Source organism: Yoonia sp. I 8.24, assembly GCF_022096995.1.
GTDB lineage: Bacteria > Pseudomonadota > Alphaproteobacteria > Rhodobacterales > Rhodobacteraceae > Yoonia.
The window spans coordinates 393,337-412,793 of record NZ_JACXGQ010000002.1; the positions used below are offsets into that span (position 1 = coordinate 393,337).

The following is a 19,457-nucleotide window of genomic DNA, read 5'->3' on the forward strand; positions in this document are numbered from 1 at the left end:
TTTAAATGTTGCAGATATTCTGCAAGCTGACCCATGCGCTGTCCGTCATAATGGCGGGCAGCGCCTGTCCTTCTAGCCCATCTGGCCCGATGTCGGGCATATTCCCGGTCGCCTGATCGAGCAGGGTCAAATAGGGGGCGAGCGGAATTTGTGCGTTAACAAAGCCCGTATGGATGGCGTCCACATCCGCAACGGTTGCGGGCGCGTTGACGATGGATTGCGCATTTTGTGCCAAGACCTGCGCAGGGATTTCACCGGTGGTGAGGAGCTTGAAAGTCACACCAAGCCCTGCGCTGTGTAGTAGGGTTTCGAGCGGATCATTTTCATGCATCGACGCCCGGCTGGCCACGATGAACCCAGCGATGGCCGCAGGATCATCAGCCTGCTGCAAAAGCCTGTAGTCGATCACGACTAATTTTCCCGGTATAGCCACCGCACCCTGTTCGAGATACGGTACGACAATAATCCGGGTCTGCGTGTCAGTCCCGAATAGGCGCTTGGCAAGGGTTGCAGCCGCCATATTCGCGCGCGGCTCATTGCAGGGCGCGCCGGTTGTCTCTTGCATGTATCCCAAAAGCGTCGCGCCTATTTCTACGCGTTTTGCGGCAGGTACAACGGCAAGTGTTTGGCGTGACAGCGCGCCCGGTAGCCAAAAAATCGCGAGCGCAGCTGCCGCGGCCACCGTACCCAAGCTCATGAATAAACGTAGCTTTCCGGGTTTGGGGCGCGATTTTTCGAGTGCCTTTTGGATAGCATTGATCGCGTCGATCATCAGCGCGTCGGCGATTTCAACCGTTTCTTCAGCGTCTTCGCCGGGGGTGTAGATCGCGGGTATTTCTCCGGGGTTTTGCCGTTCAAGCGCGGGCAGGGACCAATGGGTCAACGGGCGTCCGGCGCCATCGGCAATAACCAGCGTGGCGTTGCCAAAAGACACAACAACATCGCGGCGCTGCGCTTCCTTATCTGCGCGCCAAAGCCCGTCGCATTCCAGCCGCTCATATTTTTCAAGTGCTGTCATTGCCCCAACCGCCCTTTTCCGTCGAACTTATCGCGGGGACGCGGGATTGTCATGTCAGTAATCGACATGGGGGGTGCATCCCGTCTGAACGGGATGCACCGGTGTTTTAGGCGGCTTTTGCAGTTGCCGCAAAACGTTTGTAGAACTCTTGGTTCTTGTCAGCCATTTCACGCAACAGGGCAGGGGTTGTGAACCGTGCGCCGAATTCTTCGGCCAACTGATCACAGCGTTCGGCCGCATAGGGTGCGCCGATGATATCAAGCCAGCTAAACGGCCCCCCAGACCACGGCGCAAAGCCCCAGCCAAGGATCGCGCCGACATCGCCTTCGCGGATGTCTTCAAGCACGTTTTCTTCAAGCGCGCGAACAGCTTCGAGAACCTGCGCGAACATCAGACGGTGCTGCACGGTTGTCAGATCTGGTTGGTCATCTGCGACCGGGTATTGCGCCGCGAGGCCGTCCCACAAGCCAGTCCGTTTGCCCTTGGCGTCGTATTCGTAGAAACCACTGTTGGACTTACGGCCCAGACGTTTTTGGTCGAACATCCAAAACAGAACCTCATCAACTTCGCCGTCCGGATAATCGTCACCCATCGCAGCGCGCGTGGCCTTGGCAATTTTGACACCCAGATCAACAGAGGTTTCATCAACCAGTTGCAGCGGACCTAAAGGCATGCCGAGCAGCTTTGCAGCGTTTTCGATCAGCGCGGGCTCCACGCCTTCTTTCACCATCCGAATACCTTCGTTGATATAAGGAATGATGCAGCGGTTCGCATAGAAGAACCGTTCGTCATTGACGACAATCGGTGTTTTGCGGATCTGACGCACGAAATCGAGCGCTTTGGCCACGGCCACTTCGCCGGTTTTCTTGCCTTTGATGATCTCGACCAACAGCATTTTATCAACGGGGCTAAAGAAGTGGATACCGATGAACTTCTCTGCGTCGTTGGATGCTTTGGCCAATTCGGTGATCGGCAGGGTCGATGTGTTGGTTGCAAAGATGCAATCTGGTCCAACAACGGCTTGAACTTTTTTGGTCACCTCGGCCTTTACGCTCACATCTTCGAATACGGCTTCGACGATCAGATCACAACCAGCCAGCGCCGCGTAGTCTGTGGTCGCGTTGATCAGGCCAAGCACTGTTTCTTTTTTCTCTGGCGTGGTTTTCTTGCGGGCGATGCCTTTATCAAGATGCGCGGTGGTATAGGCTTTGCCTTTGTCCGCGGCCTCTTGCGTATTGTCGATCAAGACGACTTGGATGCCTGCCAGAGCGGACACAAGCGCGATGCCTGCGCCCATCATACCAGCGCCAATCACGCCGACCTTCTGCACCTTTTGGTCTGCAATAGCAGGGCGGTTGGCCCCTTTTTCAAGCGCTTCTTTGTTGATGAAAAGGCTGCGGATCATTGCAGATGATGATGGGTTCATCAGCACGTTGGTGAACCAGCGTGCCTCGATTTTGAGCGCGGTGTCAAATGGCACCAATGCGCCTTCGTAGACTGCCGACAGCAGGGCCTTGGCTGCGGGGAATGCACCTTGGGTCTTGCCGTTGACCATCGCAGAGGCCCCAACAAAGGTCATGAAACCAGCAGGGTGGTAGGGCGCACCGCCCGGCATTTTATAGCCTTTTTCATCCCAAGGTTTGACGATCTTTGGTTCAGACAGCACCCATGCTTTGGCGGCGGCGAGCAGTTCATCAGCTGGCACCACCTCATCAACGACACCTGCGGCCTTGGCTTTTTTCGGGTCGTTCAATTTACCTTCAAGCAAAAGCGGAGAGGCCCCCATCGCGCCAAGCTTGCGCGACAACCGTGTCGTGCCGCCCATGCCTGGAAAGATACCGACCATGATTTCGGGCAGGCCGATTTTGGCTTTGGGGTTGTCAGCGGCAAAGATGCGGTGACAGGCCAGCGGGATTTCCAAACCAATGCCAAGCGCAGTGCCGGGCAGGGCGGCGGCGATAGGCTTGCCGCCTTTGTTGGTCTTGGGGTCCATGCCCGCGCGTTCAATTTTGCGCAAGATTGCATGGCTTTCCATCAGCCCATCGAACAGGCCCTTGGCGGGGTTGTCGCCCGCGCTTTCTTTCATCTTGGCGATCACGTTGAGGTCCATGCCGCCTGCAAATGTGTCTTTGCCAGATGTGACCACGATGCCTTTGACCGCGTCATCAGCAAGCGCGTCGTCGATTAAGCCATCAAGCACTGGCCATGCCTCAAGCGTCATGACGTTCATGGATTTACCCTGCACGTCCCAAGTGATGATTGCGACGCCGTCTGCGTCCGTTTTCATTGTAAAGTCAGTCATAATCCGGGCCCCTTACACGCGTTCAATGATTGTGGCTGCACCCATGCCGGATGCGATGCAAAGCGTGGCAAGTCCTGTGCCTTTGCCGGTGCGCTCTAGCTCGTCCAGCAATGTGCCGATGATGATCGCGCCCGTGGCCCCCAGGGGGTGACCCATCGCGATTGATCCGCCGTTCACATTGACCTTGCTGTCATCGACGTCAAAGGCCTGCATGAACCGCAACACAACAGATGCGAAGGCTTCGTTCACTTCAAACAGGTCGATGTCGCTGATGGACATGCCGCTGTCTTGCATGATCTTTTCGGTCACGGGCACAGGGCCGGTCAGCATGATTGTTGGGTCGGTGCCGATTTTGGCGGTCGCCCGGATCACCGCGCGCGGTTTGATCCCCATCGCTTCGCCGTATTCTTTGGACCCGATTAATACGCCAGCCGCACCGTCCACGATGCCCGAGGAGTTCCCAGCATGGTGGATGTGATTGATCTTTTCCAGATGTGGGTATTTCATCAGCGCGACTTTATCAAAGCCGGGCATAACCTCGCCCATGGCTTGGAACGCAGGGTTCAAACCGCCAAGCGATTGCATATCGGTGCCGGGGCGCATGTATTCGTCGCGGTCCAAAATAGGCAGGCCGTTGATGTCTGTCACAGGCACAATGGATTTGGCAAAACGGTTGTCTTCCCAAGCAGCCGCCGCGCGTTTTTGGCTTTCCATCGCGAGCTGATCGGCCATTTCACGGGTGAACCCGTATTCGGTGGCGATGATATCGGCGGAAATCCCTTGTGGGACGAAATATGTGTCCATCGCAATGGAAGGATCAACGGCAATAGCCGCACCGTCAGACCCCATGGCCACGCGGCCCATCATTTCGACGCCACCTGCGATATAGGCGGACCCAGCGCCGCCTTTGACTTGGTTCGCGGCCAGATTGACCGCTTCCATGCCAGATGCACAGAAACGGTTGATCGCAAGTCCGGGAATGGATTGATCAAGTTCCGAAGCCAAAACAGCCGTCCGCGCAAGGCAACCGCCTTGTTCAGCCACTTGGGTCACATTGCCCCAAATCACATCCTCAACGGCGTGGCCTTCGAGATTGTTCCGCTCTTTGAGCGCATTCAGAACGCCAGCAGAAAGCCGCGCGGACGTCACCTCGTGCAGGCTGCCGTCCTTGCGGCCTTTGCCGCGCGGGGTGCGCACGGCGTCATAGATATAGGCTTCGGTCATAGTTTCCTCCGGTTTACGCAGGCGCCGCAAAGGCAGGCTGCATCAATTCATAGGGTGGTTTCCAACCGGGTTGGGCAGCGATGGCGTCCAACCAGCGGTCGATATGGGGGTAGTCGTTGCGATCAAAGTTGAACGCTTCGGGGTAAAACAGGTAGCCGGCACAGGATAGATCCGCGATGGTGATATCATCGCCTGCCAGCCACGCATGGTTGGTCAGTTGATCGTCCATTGTCTTAAGCGCGCCAGCGAGGCGGGCTGACAGGAACGCGATCACATCGGCACTGCGTTTTTCTTCGGGCAGAAAATTCATCTGGAACCGTAGAATGCCCGCGATGCTAGATACTTTGTGGTTATCAAAGAACATCCAGCGCAACACTTCGCGGCGCGCATCAGCAGAGCGCCCGCCCATTTTGCCGGTTTTTGAGCTGAGATAATCGAGGATCACCCCCGATTGCGTCAGCGTCAGATCACCGTCTTGCAACACGGGGGCTTCGCCCATGATGTTGAGGTCGCGGTATTCTGGGCTGCGCGATCCGCCGTTGAAGAAATCAATAAAAACGGGGTCCCAGTCGATGTCCATCATCGATAGGGCCATCGCAACTTTGTACGAATGGCCGCTTTCGCCAAAGCAATGCAATTTCATGGTCATTGTGCAGGCCTCCCAACCTATATGCCCGATGTCCATGATGGATCATCGGATGGGGGCGCCGCAAAAACGCGGCGTCCCCTACGACCTTAGAAGTTTGCAGCATCCAGCGCCATGACCGTATCTGCCCCAGTGTTGATCCGGGCGAGGTGCATGGTTGTGGCAGGCAATTGACGCGCCATGTAGTAGCGGCCCGTTGCGATTTTAGTTTCATAGAACGCGGTGTCAGATGCGCCGCCTTCTAGTGCTTCCATCGCGGCCTTGGCCATTTTCGCCCACATCAGACCAAAGCAAACATGCCCGAGCATATGCATAAAGTCGTAAGACCCAGCCAACGCGTGGTTCGGGTTCTTCATGCCGTTTTGCATGAAATACATCCCCGCCGCTTGCAGGTCTTTGCTGGCCGCTTTCAATGGATCAAGGAAGTCGGCTTTCAACACTTCATTGCCTTCATTTTCTTTGATGAATGTCTTAATCATCTCAAAGAAAGCCATGACGTGTTTGCCGCCGTCTTGGGCCAATTTGCGCCCCACGAGGTCAAGCGCCTGCACGCCGTTGGCCCCTTCGTAGATCATCGCGATCCGGGCGTCGCGGGCGTATTGGGACATGCCCCATTCTTCGATATATCCGTGACCGCCGTAAACCTGCTGCGCTGCAATGGCGTATTCAAAACCCTTGTCGGTTTGGAACCCTTTGATCACAGGTGTCAGCAAGGACACGAGCCCATCAGCATCTTTGTCCCCGTTGCGGTGTGCGCGGTCGATCAGGTTTGCCCCCCAAAGCGTAAACGCGCGCGCGCCTTCGACGAATGATTTCTGATCCATCAGGTTGCGGCGAATATCAGGGTGCACCATCAGCGGATCAGCCGGGCCATCGGGGTTTTCCGCACCTGTTACCGCACGCCCTTGCAGGCGGTCATTGGAGTAGGCGACAGCATTTTGATAGGCGCTTTCGGCCTGCGCATAGCCTTGTAGGCCAACGCCGATGCGGGCTTCGTTCATCATCGTGAACATCGCGCGCATGCCTTTATGTTCGGTGCCCAGCAGATAGCCGGTCGCGCCGTCATAGTTCATCACGCAGGTAGAATTGCCGTGGATGCCCATTTTCTCTTCGATGGAGCCGACGCTGACGCCGTTGCGGTCGCCCAGTGACCCGTCATCGTTCACCATCACTTTGGGAACGATAAACAGCGACACACCTTTGATGCCTTCAGGGCCGCCTTCGATTTTGGCAAGGACAAGGTGGATGATGTTATCCGCCAGATCGTGATCACCCGCAGAGATAAAGATCTTTTGGCCGGAAATCTTATAGCTGCCGTCCGCCTGCGGGGCTGCTTTGGTCCGCATCAGGCCCAGATCGGTGCCGCAATGCGGCTCGGTCAGGTTCATCGTGCCGGTCCATTCGCAGGATACCATTTTTGGCAGGAATTTTTGTTTCTGTTCATCGGTGCCGTGCGCATGGATCGCAGAATATGCACCGTGGGTCAGGCCTTGGTACATGTTGAACGCCATGTTGGCGGACACAAATGGTTCCAATGCGGCGCAGTTCATCACGTAAGGCAGGCCTTGGCCGCCATAGTCGGGATCGCAATCCATCGCGGTCCAGCCGCCTTCTTTCATCTGTTCGAACGCAGCCTTAAACCCGGTGGGTGTCCGCACAACGCCATTTTCAAGAACGCAGCCTTCTTTGTCGCCCACGACATTCAGCGGGTGCAAAACAGCCGTGGCGACTTTGCCGGATTCTTCAAGGACAGCACCGGTAAAATCACGATCCAGGTCTTCGTAGCCCGGAATGTCTTGTTCGCTGACTTTCAACAAATCATGCAGGACAAACTGTTGGTCTTTGGTCGGTGCGTTGTAAATTGGCATTGTCGTCTCTCTCCCTAAAGGCGTAATGCGCGGTTGTTTAGGCCGCGTCGTGTTTGTGTTGGCCAAGTTCGGCAAGCTTTGCCGCCCCCCAAGCCATTTGTTCTTTCAATTCTGATATCGCCTCGTCCAATTCGGCGCGTTGTGCTTCCATGTCGGCAAGGTGACGTTCAGCGGTGACATAGGTTTTGGATAGCTGTTCTTCTTGGCCGTCATCCATGTGGTATAGGTCAAGCAATTGGCGGATTTCTTCGAGGCTGAAGCCAAAGCGTTTACCGCGTAGAATCAGTTTTAAACGCGCGCGGTCTCGTTTCGAGAAAAGCCGTTTTTGGCCCTCGCGGGTTGGGAACAAAAGTTCCTTTGATTCGTAGAAACGTAGCGTACGCGGGGTTACATCAAAGGCGTCGCACATTTCGCGGATGTTCATCATTTCTGTCGTCATCATACTCGTTCCTTAGTGACATGGGCTGCCATGCACCTGCGGATATGGGTCTTACCTTACAAGTAAAGGTGACGTTAACGTAAACGAAACGTGGCGTCATTTTAAAGCTGACGAAAGGTAAGCGAAGGTGACGCAGGGGAATGCGCAATAAAATATCTGGCAGAGAATTTTTAAAATGGACCTACGTTAAGAGCTTTTTTACCCAACCGGACCTTGCGAGGCTCTGTGTCAAAGTTAGCAGTGCGGGACAAACGGTGAATGTGTTGCGCAAGCACCAGTGCCCGCTTCGGAGTACAGCAGGCACAGAGAAGACGTTTTTCAGAATGCGATGAGAGTAGGGGGCAGCGCGGATTACAACCTCGTTTCGAGGGAAACGCGCTGCCGTAAGGGGTGGGTTAATTCTCTACAGCGGCCTTAAGTTCTGCATTGAATAGTTGATACCCAGCGAGAAATTGTGTCACAAAATTTGCGGCGTAGGGATTGTCGATGACTTCATCCGATTGGATAAACAAGGTTTTTTCGCCGCAGGGCTGGACCGCATAGACATGATTGTCACGACCCCCGCCGATATCCGCCGGAAAGGGATCGGACCAGCCGAACATCTTGCCTTCATCGAGGATCAGCGAGTGAGGGATTTCATTGGAGATCGGGTTTCCTGCGTCGTCGGTCCCGAAGAGGAACGTGACCACCACGCTACCGCCGTCCTGAATGTCACCGTCTATGCCCTGCAATGTGCCGGTGCTCCAGTCTGACATGGTCTCGAAATCGGTCAGCGTGGCCCAAACATCCGCCGGAGCGGCGTCGATAAGAACGGATGTATGTATCGTGGCGTGAGTTGCACTAAGCTGGGCAATGCTCCCATGCGCCAAGGTGGCATCGCAAGCCATGTTTGGGTCTTGGGCAGAGATTTGGGCCAACAATGGCCCATTGAAAGCCACAGCAAAAAACGTGGCCGCGAGGCACGTGGTTTTCATCATGTTAGAATGTGTCATGTTTACTCCTGAGTTCTGATGGAAAAGAACCTAGAGACTAAGCCGCGCATGTTCCTGCCTGATCCTCTATAAGACATGCACATTTCTACGGAGTTTCGTATTTCTATATGATTTTTTGCTTTGTGTCTTATAGGCTGCCTTAAAGGAGAAAGCTTTGCCGCATGAAGAATTACACCGATTGTCGAGAAAGTTTGAGATTTTTCAAAAGGGTAGATCAGAAAACCAATTAGAGGCTGCGCATGTCTTTCGGCGCGAACACGTCAGTGCTTTTGAGGCGGCTCTCTACAATCCATTCATCTGCCTAATCCTACAAGGGCGTAAAGAGATTCACATCGGGCAGAGGTCCGTTTCTCTGTCCCCGGGCGATGCGTTTCTCGTGAGCCACGACTTGCCCGTCACAGCAAAGATCCTCGAAGCGAGCCAAGAGGTGCCATATCGCGCGTTGGTTTTTTCTTTGGATTTGGCAATCCTGCGCAGCCTTTACGAACAGGTCGGCGACGCGGTTCGGGAAGAAACCTCTGCGAGCGCACTATCGGCAACCCGCGCAGATCCGGCCTATATGCTGCCAATGGCGCGATATCTTGCCCTGATGGACGCAACGTTAGACGCACAGGTGCTAGGCCCGATGATTGCAAAGGAAATTCACTTTCGCCTCCTTATGTCGCCGATCGGCGGAATGCTGAGAAACCTTCTTTCGGTCGACAGCCATGCCAGCCGGATTGCTAGAGCCATTTTACGGATCAAAAGTAAATTTCGCGAACAGCTCATCGTGACCGAACTCGCAGAGATCGCCGGAATGAGCCAATCTTCCTTTCACGAGCATTTTAAGTCCGTAACCGGTACAACACCGTTACAATATCAAAAAGATTTACGATTGATCGCAGCGCGCGAACTGCTCATGGGTGGGGGGCACTCTGTGTCATCCGTAGGGTTTGAAGTCGGTTACGAAAGCCCCACGCATTTCAGTCGCGACTATTCCCGCAAATTTGGGTTTCCCCCAAAGACACATCTTTTTGGCACGGCTTGAAAGCGGTTCATGCCTCGCTGTCACAAAGCCCGCTCAAAACTCAGAAATTTGGTAAGTTTTGGGTATGCTAGGAATAGCCGACATTCGCTGCGATCTGCACGAACGTCTGCTTTGCAGCATTTAGGCAGGTAATGGCGTAACGATCAAATTAATCTGACTGTCGCGACCAGGGTTAGCCGAGTGTCTTGGCCGTTGTGTCGCGCAGCGCGCTGAGTTCGGCCAAAGTTTCGTCAAGCTGTTTGCGTTGTTCGGTCAGTTCAACCATTTGCCGATCTGCAAGTGAAACCCACTCGCGCATTTGCGCTTGTGTGCCTTCGTTTTCGTAAATCATCAGCCATTGCCGGATATCTTCAAGCGAAAAGCCAAACCGTCGTCCACGCAAAATGAGGGTCATCCGCGCAAGCTCTTTCGGGCCGTAGAAGCGGGAACGCCCTTCTTTGTCTGGCGTCAGTAGTTCAATATATTCATAATAACGCAGCGTCCGCGGCGTCACATCGAATTGTGCGCACGTCTCTTTGAATGAAAGGCGTTTGTCCGGCATCGCGATCTCCCTTCTTCTAGCGTAACGGTTGTTTGCCGGTCGGGCAACGGGGTCTGTTACGTAAGCTAACAATCTGCTCTTGCGGATGGGGCGCAGCCCGTCAACAATTGCAGACAGTCACATGCAAGGAATCCCTATGGCGGATGAACAGCCCAAAGATCGCACAGAGATCGCACGCCAATTCATCGAAGCAATTCCCCATGCGAAAGTCTTGGGGATGAAGTTGACGCAGGTTGGCGATGCCCGCGCAGAGATTACCATGCCCTATGACGCGCGGCTGGTTGGCGACCCTGAGACGGGGGTCATCCATGGTGGGGCGGTGTCTGCCCTGATGGATACCTGCAGTGGGGCAGCCGTTATGGTCCATCCAGAGGCCCCTATCGCGACTGCGACGCTCGATCTGCGGATCGATTACATGCGCGCGGCCACCCCGGGCGATCAGATCACCACACGCGCCGAATGCTATCATATTGCGCGCTCCGTCGCTTTTGTGCGTGCCACGGCCTATGACAATGATTTTGAACGCCCCGTCGCCACAGCCACAGGCGCGTTCACAGTAGAAAGGGCCCCGACATGAGACGGCCTGAACCTGTACAGATTGTCAAACAACGCCGCGATGCTGCCTTGCAAAGACTGGTCGCGGGCGTGCCCTATATCCAATTCCTTGGTATCGAAATTGATCGGCGCGGCGATGAGCTTACAGGTGTTTTACCTTATGATGAAAAGCTGATCGGCAACCCGATGTTGCCCGCATTGCATGGCGGGGTCACGGCGGCATTTCTAGAGGTCACCGCGATCATGGAACTGACATGGTCGATGACCTGGGAAGATATGGAAGCGGGCAAAATCACCGAAGATGCCCCGCGTGTCGTGCTGCCTAAAACCATCGATTTCACTGTTGATTACCTGCGTACGGGCTTGCCCCGTGATGCCTATGCACGCGCACGTGTTACCCGATCCGGCCGCCGCTATGCGTCGGTTAACGTCGAAGCCTGGCAGGATAATCGTACCCGTCTGTTTGCCCAAGCAACCGGGCACTTTCTTATGCCGCAACGCGATGTCTGACGCCGCCCGGTTAACCCATCGCCGGGTTTTGACCATTGCGGTGCCGATCGTTCTTTCCAACGCAACCGTGCCGATTCTTGGTGTCGTTGATACGGGCGTTGTCGGCCAAATGGGCGAGGCCGCACCAATTGGGGCGGTAGGGATTGGCGCGATCATCCTTACGGCGATCTATTGGATCTTTGGGTTCTTGCGGATGGGGACATCGGGGCTGACCGCGCAGGCCGTAGGTGCAAAGAACCAACCCGAGGTCGCGGCACTGCTGACCCGGTCGCTCATCATTGGGCTTGGTGCGGGCTTTGTGATTATCGCGCTACAGACCTTGCTGTTCGCTGGGGCGTTCCGCGTGTCCCCGGCCACACCAGAGGTCGAGGGATTCGCCCGGCAATATATGGCGATCCGGGTATGGTCGGCACCTGCGATGATCGCGCTTTATGGTATTACCGGCTGGCTGATCGGGCAGGAACGCACGGGCGCGGTTTTCGCGATCCAATTATTGATGAATGGCGTCAATATTGGGCTCGACCTTTTGTTTGTCCTGCAATTTGATTGGGGCGTGCCAGGGGTGGCTTGGGCCACGTTTATTGCCGAATGGGCAGGGGTTGTTCTGGGGCTCTGGCTGTGTCGCGCGGCGTTTAAAGTTCCTGACTGGCGCGACTGGACGCGTGTGCTGGACCGTGCGCGTCTGGTCAATATGGCCGCCGTGAATTCGGACATCATGATCCGCTCAGTCCTGCTTCAGGCGATATTCGTCAGTTTCCTATTCTTTGGCGCGAGTTTCGGCGAAGTACAGCTGGCCGCGAACCATATTTTGCTGCAATTTCTCGAAGTTACTGCTTACGCGATGGATGGTTTCGCTGTCGCTGCCGAGGCGCTTGTTGGGAATGCGCTGGGTGCGCGGTCACGCAGCGCGTTGCGGCGCAGTGCTTTGCTCACCACGTTGTGGGGTGGGGTGGTCGGCATCGTTTTGGCGATGTGTTTTGCCGTCTTTGGGACCACGGTCATCGCAATCATGGCCAAAAATATTCCGGTACAAGAGGCCGCAGCGACCTATCTGCCCTATATGGTGGCCGCCCCCATCGTGGGCGTCGTTGCTTGGATGATGGATGGGATATTTATTGGGGCCACGCGTACCAAAGATATGCGCAACATGATGATCCTTTCGACGATCGTCTACTTTGCCATTGTCATTCCGTTGATGCAGATGTTCGGCAATCACGGGCTTTGGATCGGGTTTTTGATTAGCTTTATTGTGCGGGGCGCGACGCTGGCTGCGAAGTACCCCGCGCTGGAAGCCGCGTCAGAGCCAATCAGCCCGACCTGATCCCACGGCGTCAGCCACATTCGCAAACCCGTCACGCACAAGCAAATCATCTAAGCCGCGCGTGATTTCATCCACCAGCGAAACGCCACCATAGACCAAAGCGGTATAGAGCTGCACTGCGGACGCACCCGCACGGATTTTCTGATAGGCTTGTTCGGCACTGCCTACACCACCAACACCGATAATCGGCAGATCGGTCATGCCGGACAGAAGGGCGAGCGTGCGCGTCGACTTTTCAAACAAGGGCTGCCCCGAAAGCCCGCCCTTTTCAGCGGCATGCGGCCCGTGCAGGCCGATACGATCAAGCGTGGTGTTCGTCGCAATGATTGCAGAAATGCCCGATGCATTGGCGACCTCAGCGACTTCGGCCAATTCATCGCCGGTCAGATCAGGTGCGATTTTCAGAAATACGGGGATTTGCGTTGTCAGCGCTGCGCGGGCCTCCATCACGCCGGAAAGGAGCGCGGCAAGAGCAGCTTTGCCTTGTAGGTCGCGCAGTTTTTCGGTGTTGGGTGATGACACGTTTACAGTTGCGAAATCCACATGCGGGCCGCAATGGGTGAGTACTGTTGCGAAATCCGCTGCACGGTCGGAACTGTCTTTGTTTGCGCCAAGGTTCAGGCCCAAAATGTGTCCCGTTGGGCGTTTTGCCAACCGTGCGCCGATGGCATCCATACCTTCGTTATTGAACCCAAAACGGTTAATCGCAGCGCGGTCTTCCGTCAGGCGAAAGAGACGCGGTGTTGGGTTGCCAGGTTGCGGGCGGGGCGTTGCTGCGCCGACCTCAAGAAACCCAAAACCAGTGCGCCCGAGCGCGGCAAGCGCGGTCGCGTTTTTGTCAAAACCCGCGGCCAGCCCAACAGGGTTCGGCAGGTCAAGGCCGGCAACAGATGTCCGTAAACGGTCCGTTGTATAGGGGCCGCCACGTGGGCCAAACCCAGTATTGAGCGCCCTGAGCGCAAGCCCATGCGCCGTTTCAGAATCGAGTTTTGCGAATGCCTTAAGGCCGATTGTTTCTAGCAGTTTCATGTCAAATCCGGGAATTGATGCACGCCGTCAACTAGCGGCAACGGCGCATCCCAAAGAATGTCATCCATACGCAAGTTACGGTAAAGATGAGGAAATAACACGCCTGCGCGCGCGGGTTCCCATTTAAGAAGGTCAAGCGCATCAGCTTCAACAGCAAGCAGCACGAGCCCCTCAACGCCTGCGAAATATTTCGTCGCCGTCTCGGCAACTGTTTCAGCTGTCGAAAAATGTACATAGCCATCGGTCACATCAATCGGCGCGCCTTGGGTTTCGCCATTGGCTTGCAGATCGGCCCATTCCTGAGCCCGGAATATTTTGTAAATTTGCATAGGGTTGTCATGCAGGTTGCACACAAATTGGTCAAGCATCTGTTCGAGACGCCGATATCCGCGAGGTTAACGTTGCGGTAAGGAGGCATTCTCGCAAAGATATTTGACTCTGTACATTGCCAGCGGCAAGCTGCGTCCATTCCAACCTGGGGACTGAAACAATGATTTCACGTATTATGACAACAACCTGTGCGTTTGCACTGACGGCGGGGGCGGCTGCAGCCGACTATTCGCTGCACATCATCCACACCAACGATTTGCACAGCCGGATCGAACCGATCAGCAAATATGATTCGACCTGTGGTGCAGAAGACAACGCAGCTGGCGAATGCTTTGGCGGCGTGGCGCGTGTGGTCACAAAAATCAACGAGTTGCGCGAAGAGCTTGCCGGTGAAAACCTACTGGTTCTGGACGCAGGCGACCAATATCAAGGTAGCTTGATGTACACCACATATAAGGGTGACGTCGAAGCCGAGTTCATGAGCCTGATCGGTTATGACGCGATGGCCGTTGGGAACCACGAATTTGATGATGGCGATGAAGGCCTGCGCAAACTGACCGATGCGGTCGAATTTCCTGTGATTTCAGGCAATATCGATGTTTCTCAGTCGAATGTGCTGGCAGGGCAGGTTGATAACCACGCTGTTTTTGAAGTTGGCGGCCAGAAGATCGGCATCATTTCCGCGCTTGCGGTTGATACTGCTGAAACGTCCAGCCCGTCTGACGCGGTGATCTTTACTGACGAAGTCGAAAGCCTGAGCGCGGATGTCGCGGCACTTGAGGCCGAAGGCGTCGATATGATTATCGCGCTGACCCATGTTGGCATTAACCGTGATATGGAGATCGCGGCACAAGTTGCAGGGATTGATGCTGTGATCGGTGGTCACTCGCATACCAAATTCTCGAATACCGAAGAAGGTGCAATGGCCTATCCAACCATGGTTGGTGACGTGCCTGTGGTGCAGGCTTATGCCTATTCGAAATACGTCGGCCATCTGGTGCTGACGTTTGACGATGAAGGTAACGTGATCTCTGCGACGGGTGACACGATCCTGTTGGATGCGTCAGTTGCAGAAGACGAAGCCAGCGTTGCACGTGTCGCTGAACTGGCTGGGCCAATCGAAGAGATGAAGACCCGATTGGTCGCGGAAACATCAGAAGCCATCGATGGTGACCGCACGGTGTGCCGCGCGATGGAATGTTCAATGGGGACGCTTGTTGCGGATGCGATGCTTGACCGTGTTGCGGATCAAGGGATTTCAATCGCGATCCAAAACGGGGGTGGCTTGCGGTCATCCATCGATGCGGGCGAAATCACCATGGGCGAAGTCTTGGGTGTGTTGCCATTCCAAAACACGCTGTCGACCTTCTTTGTCACTGGCGAAACCGTAGTTGCAGCACTTGAAAACGGCGTAAGCCAAATGGAAGAAGGCGCTGGCCGTTTCCCACAGGTTGCTGGGATGACATTTACAGTAGATCCCGCCGCCGAAGCAGGCAGCCGGATCTCTGACGTAATGGTCGGTGGCGAAGCCATTGACCTAGCCGCGACATACGGGCTGGTTTCCAACAACTACGTCCGCAACGGCGGTGATGGCTATGCGATGTTCAAAGACGCATCCGACGCCTATGACTACGGCCCCGACCTTGCAGATGTCACTGCTGAATTCTTGGCTGCTAACGCACCATATGTGCCCTACACAGACGGCCGCATTACCGTAAAGTAAAGCGAACGATTTGAAATTAAGCGCGCCGCTAGGTTTCTGGCGGCGCGTTTTTTTTGTACCATCATTATTTATTATAATTTGAAGTGACATATGCCGCCGCCGACTTTGAAACACTGACGATCCCATAGCCTCTGTGACGTTTGCGCCTTTCACAATTGCGCTGGACGCCGTAAGCAAACCAATCTTCGCAATTCTGGGGCAAACCATGGCGCAAAAAGCTACGATCTATAAAGTTGAACTTTCCGTCGCCGATATGGATCGTCACTACTACGAGACCCACAATTTGACGGTCGCCAAACACCCCTCTGAGACGGATGAGCGATTGATGCTGCGGCTGCTAGCCTTTGCGTTGAATGGGCATGAACAGTTGGAAATGACCAAGGGCATTTCAACAGATGATGAGCCTGACATTTGGCAAAAAAGCCTGAGCGGAGAGTTGGAACTGTGGGTGGCGCTGGGCCTGCCGAGCGAGAAGATCATTCGGCAGTCTTGCGGCAAGGCAAACGATGTGATCGTCTATTGCTATGGCGGCAAGACAGCAGAAATTTGGTGGGAGAAACTGCAAAACAAGACCACCCGTTTTGACAACCTGCGGGTCATTAACCTGATCGAAGCAGACATCAGCGCCTTGGGGAGCCTCGCCAGCCGTTCAATGAAGATGCAGGTCAATATCCAAGACGGTGACGTGATGGTCAGCATTAACGACAACATCATCTACGTTACGCCCGAGGAATGGAAAGGCGCGAGTTAGGTGTGGATCAGGGGTGACCCATTCCCACGCGGTACTGAGCAAGGATAGAGCGATCCCTTCTAGGAAGCTTGGTCGTTGATCTGAGCGCTAAAGATCTTGTTGTTGTAGTTGGCGGCCTCAAACCCATTTTACGCACGCAAGCTATCGCACTGATCTGTCAAGCATTGCCGCACAGCGCACAGGCGCCTCGGCGTCCCACTAAAAAGTTAAATTAACCATTGCGCAGCAACTTTGGGTTGTTAATTATTCATCAGACTTTTCAGGATAAACTGATGATTGACGAACGGGGCCAGTACGCAGTGAAAAAATTCTATAACCCACTGAACAAAAATGAAAAAGTCGCAGGAAAAATCCGTGGCCCAGTTGATAATTGGAATGTCAAAGGGCGTTTGCATGTCGGCTACCACAGTTCAATCAACGGTCGTCTTAAGGTGCGGGGACAGGTTTATATCGGGCGGTATTGTGCGATTGGAGATGAGTGTCGCCTTTTTTCGACAAGCCACCACCCACAGGTAATTAACCTTCAAATATGGCTGCAAACCGAAGTGGGCGCGAGCGTTGCCGGCGATACAAAAGGACCCATAACAATTGGCAACAACGTGTGGATTGGCGATAACGTGTCGGTCATGTCTGGCGTCACAGTCGGAGACGGCGCAATTCTTGCCGCCGGATCCGTCGTTACAAAAGATGTCGCACCCTATTCTATTGTTGCGGGATCTGCAGCGCGGCATATGCGCTACCGCTTTTGCGAAAACGTGCGCAAGCAACTCACGGCCATCGAATGGTGGAATTGGGATGAAGACCGGCTGAAAAGAAACACTCAGTTTTTTGATTTGGTGCTGGACCCAGAAACTGACGTCGATCTGTCAAAAACGATCGTCGATTGACGCAAGCGCAATTGCCCAACATGCTTAAACACCTATCTTGACCTCCAATCAAAGGTGAATTCAAACCAGCCATTTGTCGAGATCGCAGCATGTCGTGATCATTAAGGACCGCAACATAAAAAGCTGATTTTTCTTAGCCCTTAATAGTATATCTCAATTTCAGGTTTGAAGCCGACGACGAAGTTGTTCGCACCCGCAGCGAAGGTCCGCTTCCCGCCCTACCTACTAAGAATCTTCCCGCCCAATATTGCGGTTCTCGCGCGTAACTAACCAATACTTGAAACGTACATGTTGACCTCCAATCTTGGGTGATTTAATGGTCCTCTTGGTCGCGGGCGTTGTGTAATGGTAAGACCTCAGATTTCCAATCTGATGATAGGGGTTCGATTCCCCTCGCCCGCTCCACATTCTTTTCAAACTTGTATGATGCTTATGTGTATCGCCGCCTTGTGAAACGGCTGGTGCGGTTTTATGTCTGCGACAAGCAATAGATTGAGACAGTAATGGCAAGACCCCCCAAAATTGGTTTAGACCGCGACCCCGGTAAGAAGGTGAGCGCGCTCAAGGCGCTATGGCCGTTTCTAAAGCCTTACCGGTTAAATGTGATCAGCGCGGGGCTGGCGCTTATTTTCACCGCGTCGATTTCGCTGTTTCTGCCAATCGCTGCGCGCTTGATTGTCGATAACTTTGGCGCTGATGACGGCGCGATGTTGGCCGGGCATTTCAGGACGATGATGACATTCGCCGGGCTTTTGGCGGTCGGGACGGCGCTACGTTATTTTTTGGTCACAAGGCTTGGTGAGCGGATCGTTGCGGATATTCGCAAAGCGGTTTTTGCCCGCATGATCGGGATGAGCCCTGCATTTTACGAACGTGTTATGACTGGTGAGGTGCTGAGCCGGATTACCACCGATACCACGCTGATCCTGTCGGTGGTGGGTAGCTCTGCATCCATCGCGCTGCGTAACGTTTTGATTTTCCTGGGCGGTGTGGTGCTGATGATGCTGACATCGGTCAAGATGAGCGTCATGGTGCTGTGGCCGATCCCGGTTGTTTTGATTCCAATGGTGATTTTGGGGCGGCGCGTGCGCAGCCAATCCAAAGAAAACCAAGATTTGATCGCGGAATCGAGCGGGGGCGCGTCTGAACAATTGCTTGCAGCGCAAACTGTGCAGGCCTTTACCCACGAAGACCTAAGCCGCGCCAAGTTCGATGATGTGACAGAGCTGAGCTATCGTTCGGCCCGGCGCCGGATTTTTACCCGGTCTATGCTGACAGCGCTTGTGATCTTTATGGTCTTTTCTGCAATTGTCATGTTCTTACGCATGGGGTCGCAAGATGTACGGGCTGGCGAAACCACCGAAGGCGGTCTGGTGCAATTCATGATCTACACGATCATGGTCGGCGGCGCGGTTGCAGCGCTATCCGAAGTCTGGGGGGAATTGCAGCGCGCTGCAGGGGCAACAGAACGCTTAGTCGAGTTGCTAACCATTGAGGATACCGTGCAGGACCCTGCGGAACCTGACGCCGTGGTGACACCCGTCAAAGGCGGATTGGTGTTCGATGATGTACACTTTAGTTATCCTTCGCGCGCCGATATTCCTGCGCTTCATGGGGTTGATCTTGATATCAAACCTGGCGAAACGGTCGCACTTGTCGGCCCGTCTGGTGCGGGCAAAAGTACGATGATCCATATGGTGCAGCGGTTCTATGACCCGCAGGTCGGGGCGGTGCGTATCGATGGGCAGGATTTGCGCGATATGGAACGCACCGCGTTCCGCCAACATATCGCCTTGGTCCCACAAGACCCGATGATCTTTGCGGATACCGCGCGCGAAAACATCCGCTTCGGTCGTCCGAACGCCACGGACGGCGAAGTTGTTGAAGCAGCTAAAGCCGCCGCTGCGCATGATTTTCTGAGCGCCCTGCCAGATGGCTATGACAGCTATGTTGGCGAACGGGGCGTGATGCTGTCGGGCGGGCAAAAGCAGCGGATCGCGATTGCTCGTGCGATTTTGCGTGACGCACCGATCTTGCTGCTGGACGAGGCGACAAGTGCGCTTGATGCCGAAAGCGAACATGCGGTGCAAGTTGCGGTCGACGAATTGGCGAAGACGCGCACGACACTCATCGTTGCGCACCGTCTGGCGACGGTGAAGAAAGCCGACCGCATCATCGTGTTCGAAGAAGGCAAGATCGTCGCCCAAGGCACACACGATAGCCTTGTCGCGCAAGGTGGGCTGTACGCGCGTTTGGCAAAATTGCAGTTCACAGAAGGCGGCACAGCCGAATAA

At 54.7% G+C, this 19,457-nt stretch carries 17 protein-coding genes, 1 tRNA gene and 1 pseudogene; 9 read left to right on the plus strand and 10 right to left on the minus strand.

Annotation, left to right across the window (positions count from 1 at the left end):
* Nucleotide 1: 1 nt before the first annotated feature.
* The 7 genes from Yoon_RS04915 to Yoon_RS04945 all read right to left on the minus strand — a co-directional run bounded on the left by Yoon_RS04915 (nt 2) and on the right by Yoon_RS04945 (nt 8,489).
* Nucleotides 2–1,018 carry a hypothetical protein gene (locus Yoon_RS04915; protein WP_238110662.1) on the minus strand — a complete coding sequence of 339 codons (1,017 nt, stop codon included), beginning with the start codon at nt 1,016–1,018 and terminating at the stop codon, nt 2–4.
* A gap of 106 nt (nt 1,019–1,124) precedes the next feature.
* On the minus strand, nt 1,125–3,320 hold the full coding sequence (locus tag Yoon_RS04920) for a 3-hydroxyacyl-CoA dehydrogenase NAD-binding domain-containing protein (protein ID WP_238110664.1): 2,196 nt from the start codon (nt 3,318–3,320) through the stop codon (nt 1,125–1,127).
* A 12-nt stretch (nt 3,321–3,332) separates the two neighbouring features.
* Nucleotides 3,333–4,544, minus strand: a complete 1,212-nt coding sequence (locus tag Yoon_RS04925; RefSeq protein ID WP_238110665.1) for an acetyl-CoA C-acetyltransferase — start codon at nt 4,542–4,544, stop codon at nt 3,333–3,335.
* A gap of 13 nt (nt 4,545–4,557) precedes the next feature.
* Nucleotides 4,558–5,193, minus strand: a complete 636-nt coding sequence (locus tag Yoon_RS04930; protein WP_238110666.1) for a glutathione S-transferase family protein — start codon at nt 5,191–5,193, stop codon at nt 4,558–4,560.
* 86 nt (nt 5,194–5,279) lie between these two features.
* Entirely contained in the window at nt 5,280–7,058 is a 1,779-nt protein-coding gene (locus tag Yoon_RS04935; RefSeq protein WP_238110667.1) for an acyl-CoA dehydrogenase C-terminal domain-containing protein, read from the minus strand.
* 37 nt (nt 7,059–7,095) lie between these two features.
* Nucleotides 7,096–7,497 (minus strand): MerR family DNA-binding transcriptional regulator, encoded by a 402-nt coding sequence (locus tag Yoon_RS04940; RefSeq protein WP_238110982.1) that lies wholly within the window; start codon nt 7,495–7,497, stop codon nt 7,096–7,098.
* Between the two features lie 395 nt (nt 7,498–7,892).
* Nucleotides 7,893–8,489, minus strand: a complete 597-nt coding sequence (locus Yoon_RS04945; RefSeq protein WP_238110669.1) for an SRPBCC family protein — start codon at nt 8,487–8,489, stop codon at nt 7,893–7,895.
* A 178-nt stretch (nt 8,490–8,667) separates the two neighbouring features.
* Here Yoon_RS04945 and Yoon_RS04950 point away from each other — a divergent pair, with 178 nt between their 5' ends.
* On the plus strand, nt 8,668–9,516 hold the full coding sequence (locus Yoon_RS04950) for an AraC family transcriptional regulator (protein ID WP_238110984.1): 849 nt from the start codon (nt 8,668–8,670) through the stop codon (nt 9,514–9,516).
* A 172-nt stretch (nt 9,517–9,688) separates the two neighbouring features.
* Here Yoon_RS04950 and Yoon_RS04955 read toward each other — a convergent pair whose 3' ends face one another.
* Nucleotides 9,689–10,057, minus strand: coding sequence for a MerR family DNA-binding transcriptional regulator (locus Yoon_RS04955; protein WP_238110671.1), 369 nt, complete (start codon nt 10,055–10,057; stop codon nt 9,689–9,691).
* Between the two features lie 136 nt (nt 10,058–10,193).
* Between Yoon_RS04955 and Yoon_RS04960 the strand changes: the two genes are divergently transcribed.
* The 3 genes from Yoon_RS04960 to Yoon_RS04970 are packed head-to-tail and all read left to right on the plus strand — an operon-like array spanning nt 10,194 to nt 12,443.
* Complete coding sequence (locus tag Yoon_RS04960; protein ID WP_238110672.1) at nt 10,194–10,634, plus strand: PaaI family thioesterase; 441 nt, start codon at nt 10,194–10,196, stop codon at nt 10,632–10,634.
* Nucleotides 10,631–11,122 (plus strand): PaaI family thioesterase, encoded by a 492-nt coding sequence (locus Yoon_RS04965; protein WP_238110675.1) that lies wholly within the window; start codon nt 10,631–10,633, stop codon nt 11,120–11,122. Before Yoon_RS04960 ends, Yoon_RS04965 begins: the two co-directional genes overlap by 4 nt.
* Nucleotides 11,115–12,443, plus strand: coding sequence for an MATE family efflux transporter (locus Yoon_RS04970; protein ID WP_238110676.1), 1,329 nt, complete (start codon nt 11,115–11,117; stop codon nt 12,441–12,443). Before Yoon_RS04965 ends, Yoon_RS04970 begins: the two co-directional genes overlap by 8 nt.
* Here the strand turns inward: Yoon_RS04970 and Yoon_RS04975 are convergent.
* Together Yoon_RS04975 and Yoon_RS04980 are read right to left on the minus strand one after the other, a co-directional pair.
* Nucleotides 12,420–13,472: a quinone-dependent dihydroorotate dehydrogenase gene (locus Yoon_RS04975; RefSeq protein WP_238110677.1), complete on the minus strand. Its 1,053-nt coding sequence runs from the start codon at nt 13,470–13,472 to the stop codon at nt 12,420–12,422. The genes Yoon_RS04970 and Yoon_RS04975 overlap by 24 nt on opposite strands.
* On the minus strand, nt 13,469–13,801 hold the full coding sequence (locus Yoon_RS04980; protein ID WP_238110678.1) for a DUF952 domain-containing protein: 333 nt from the start codon (nt 13,799–13,801) through the stop codon (nt 13,469–13,471). The genes Yoon_RS04975 and Yoon_RS04980 overlap by 4 nt, the downstream gene beginning before the upstream one ends.
* A gap of 161 nt (nt 13,802–13,962) precedes the next feature.
* Here Yoon_RS04980 and Yoon_RS04985 point away from each other — a divergent pair, with 161 nt between their 5' ends.
* From Yoon_RS04985 to Yoon_RS05005, 5 genes and pseudogenes are all read left to right on the plus strand, one after another.
* Nucleotides 13,963–15,525 (plus strand): bifunctional UDP-sugar hydrolase/5'-nucleotidase, encoded by a 1,563-nt coding sequence (locus Yoon_RS04985; RefSeq protein WP_238110679.1) that lies wholly within the window; start codon nt 13,963–13,965, stop codon nt 15,523–15,525.
* A 205-nt stretch (nt 15,526–15,730) separates the two neighbouring features.
* Complete coding sequence (locus Yoon_RS04990; protein WP_238110690.1) at nt 15,731–16,276, plus strand: YaeQ family protein; 546 nt, start codon at nt 15,731–15,733, stop codon at nt 16,274–16,276.
* 572 nt (nt 16,277–16,848) lie between these two features.
* Nucleotides 16,849–16,993 (plus strand): annotated as a pseudogene (locus tag Yoon_RS17990) (DapH/DapD/GlmU-related protein); the annotation flags it as partial.
* A 501-nt stretch (nt 16,994–17,494) separates the two neighbouring features.
* A tRNA-Gly gene (locus tag Yoon_RS05000) sits at nt 17,495–17,568 on the plus strand.
* A gap of 98 nt (nt 17,569–17,666) precedes the next feature.
* Nucleotides 17,667–19,457, plus strand: a complete 1,791-nt coding sequence (locus Yoon_RS05005) for an ATP-binding cassette domain-containing protein (protein WP_238110694.1) — start codon at nt 17,667–17,669, stop codon at nt 19,455–19,457.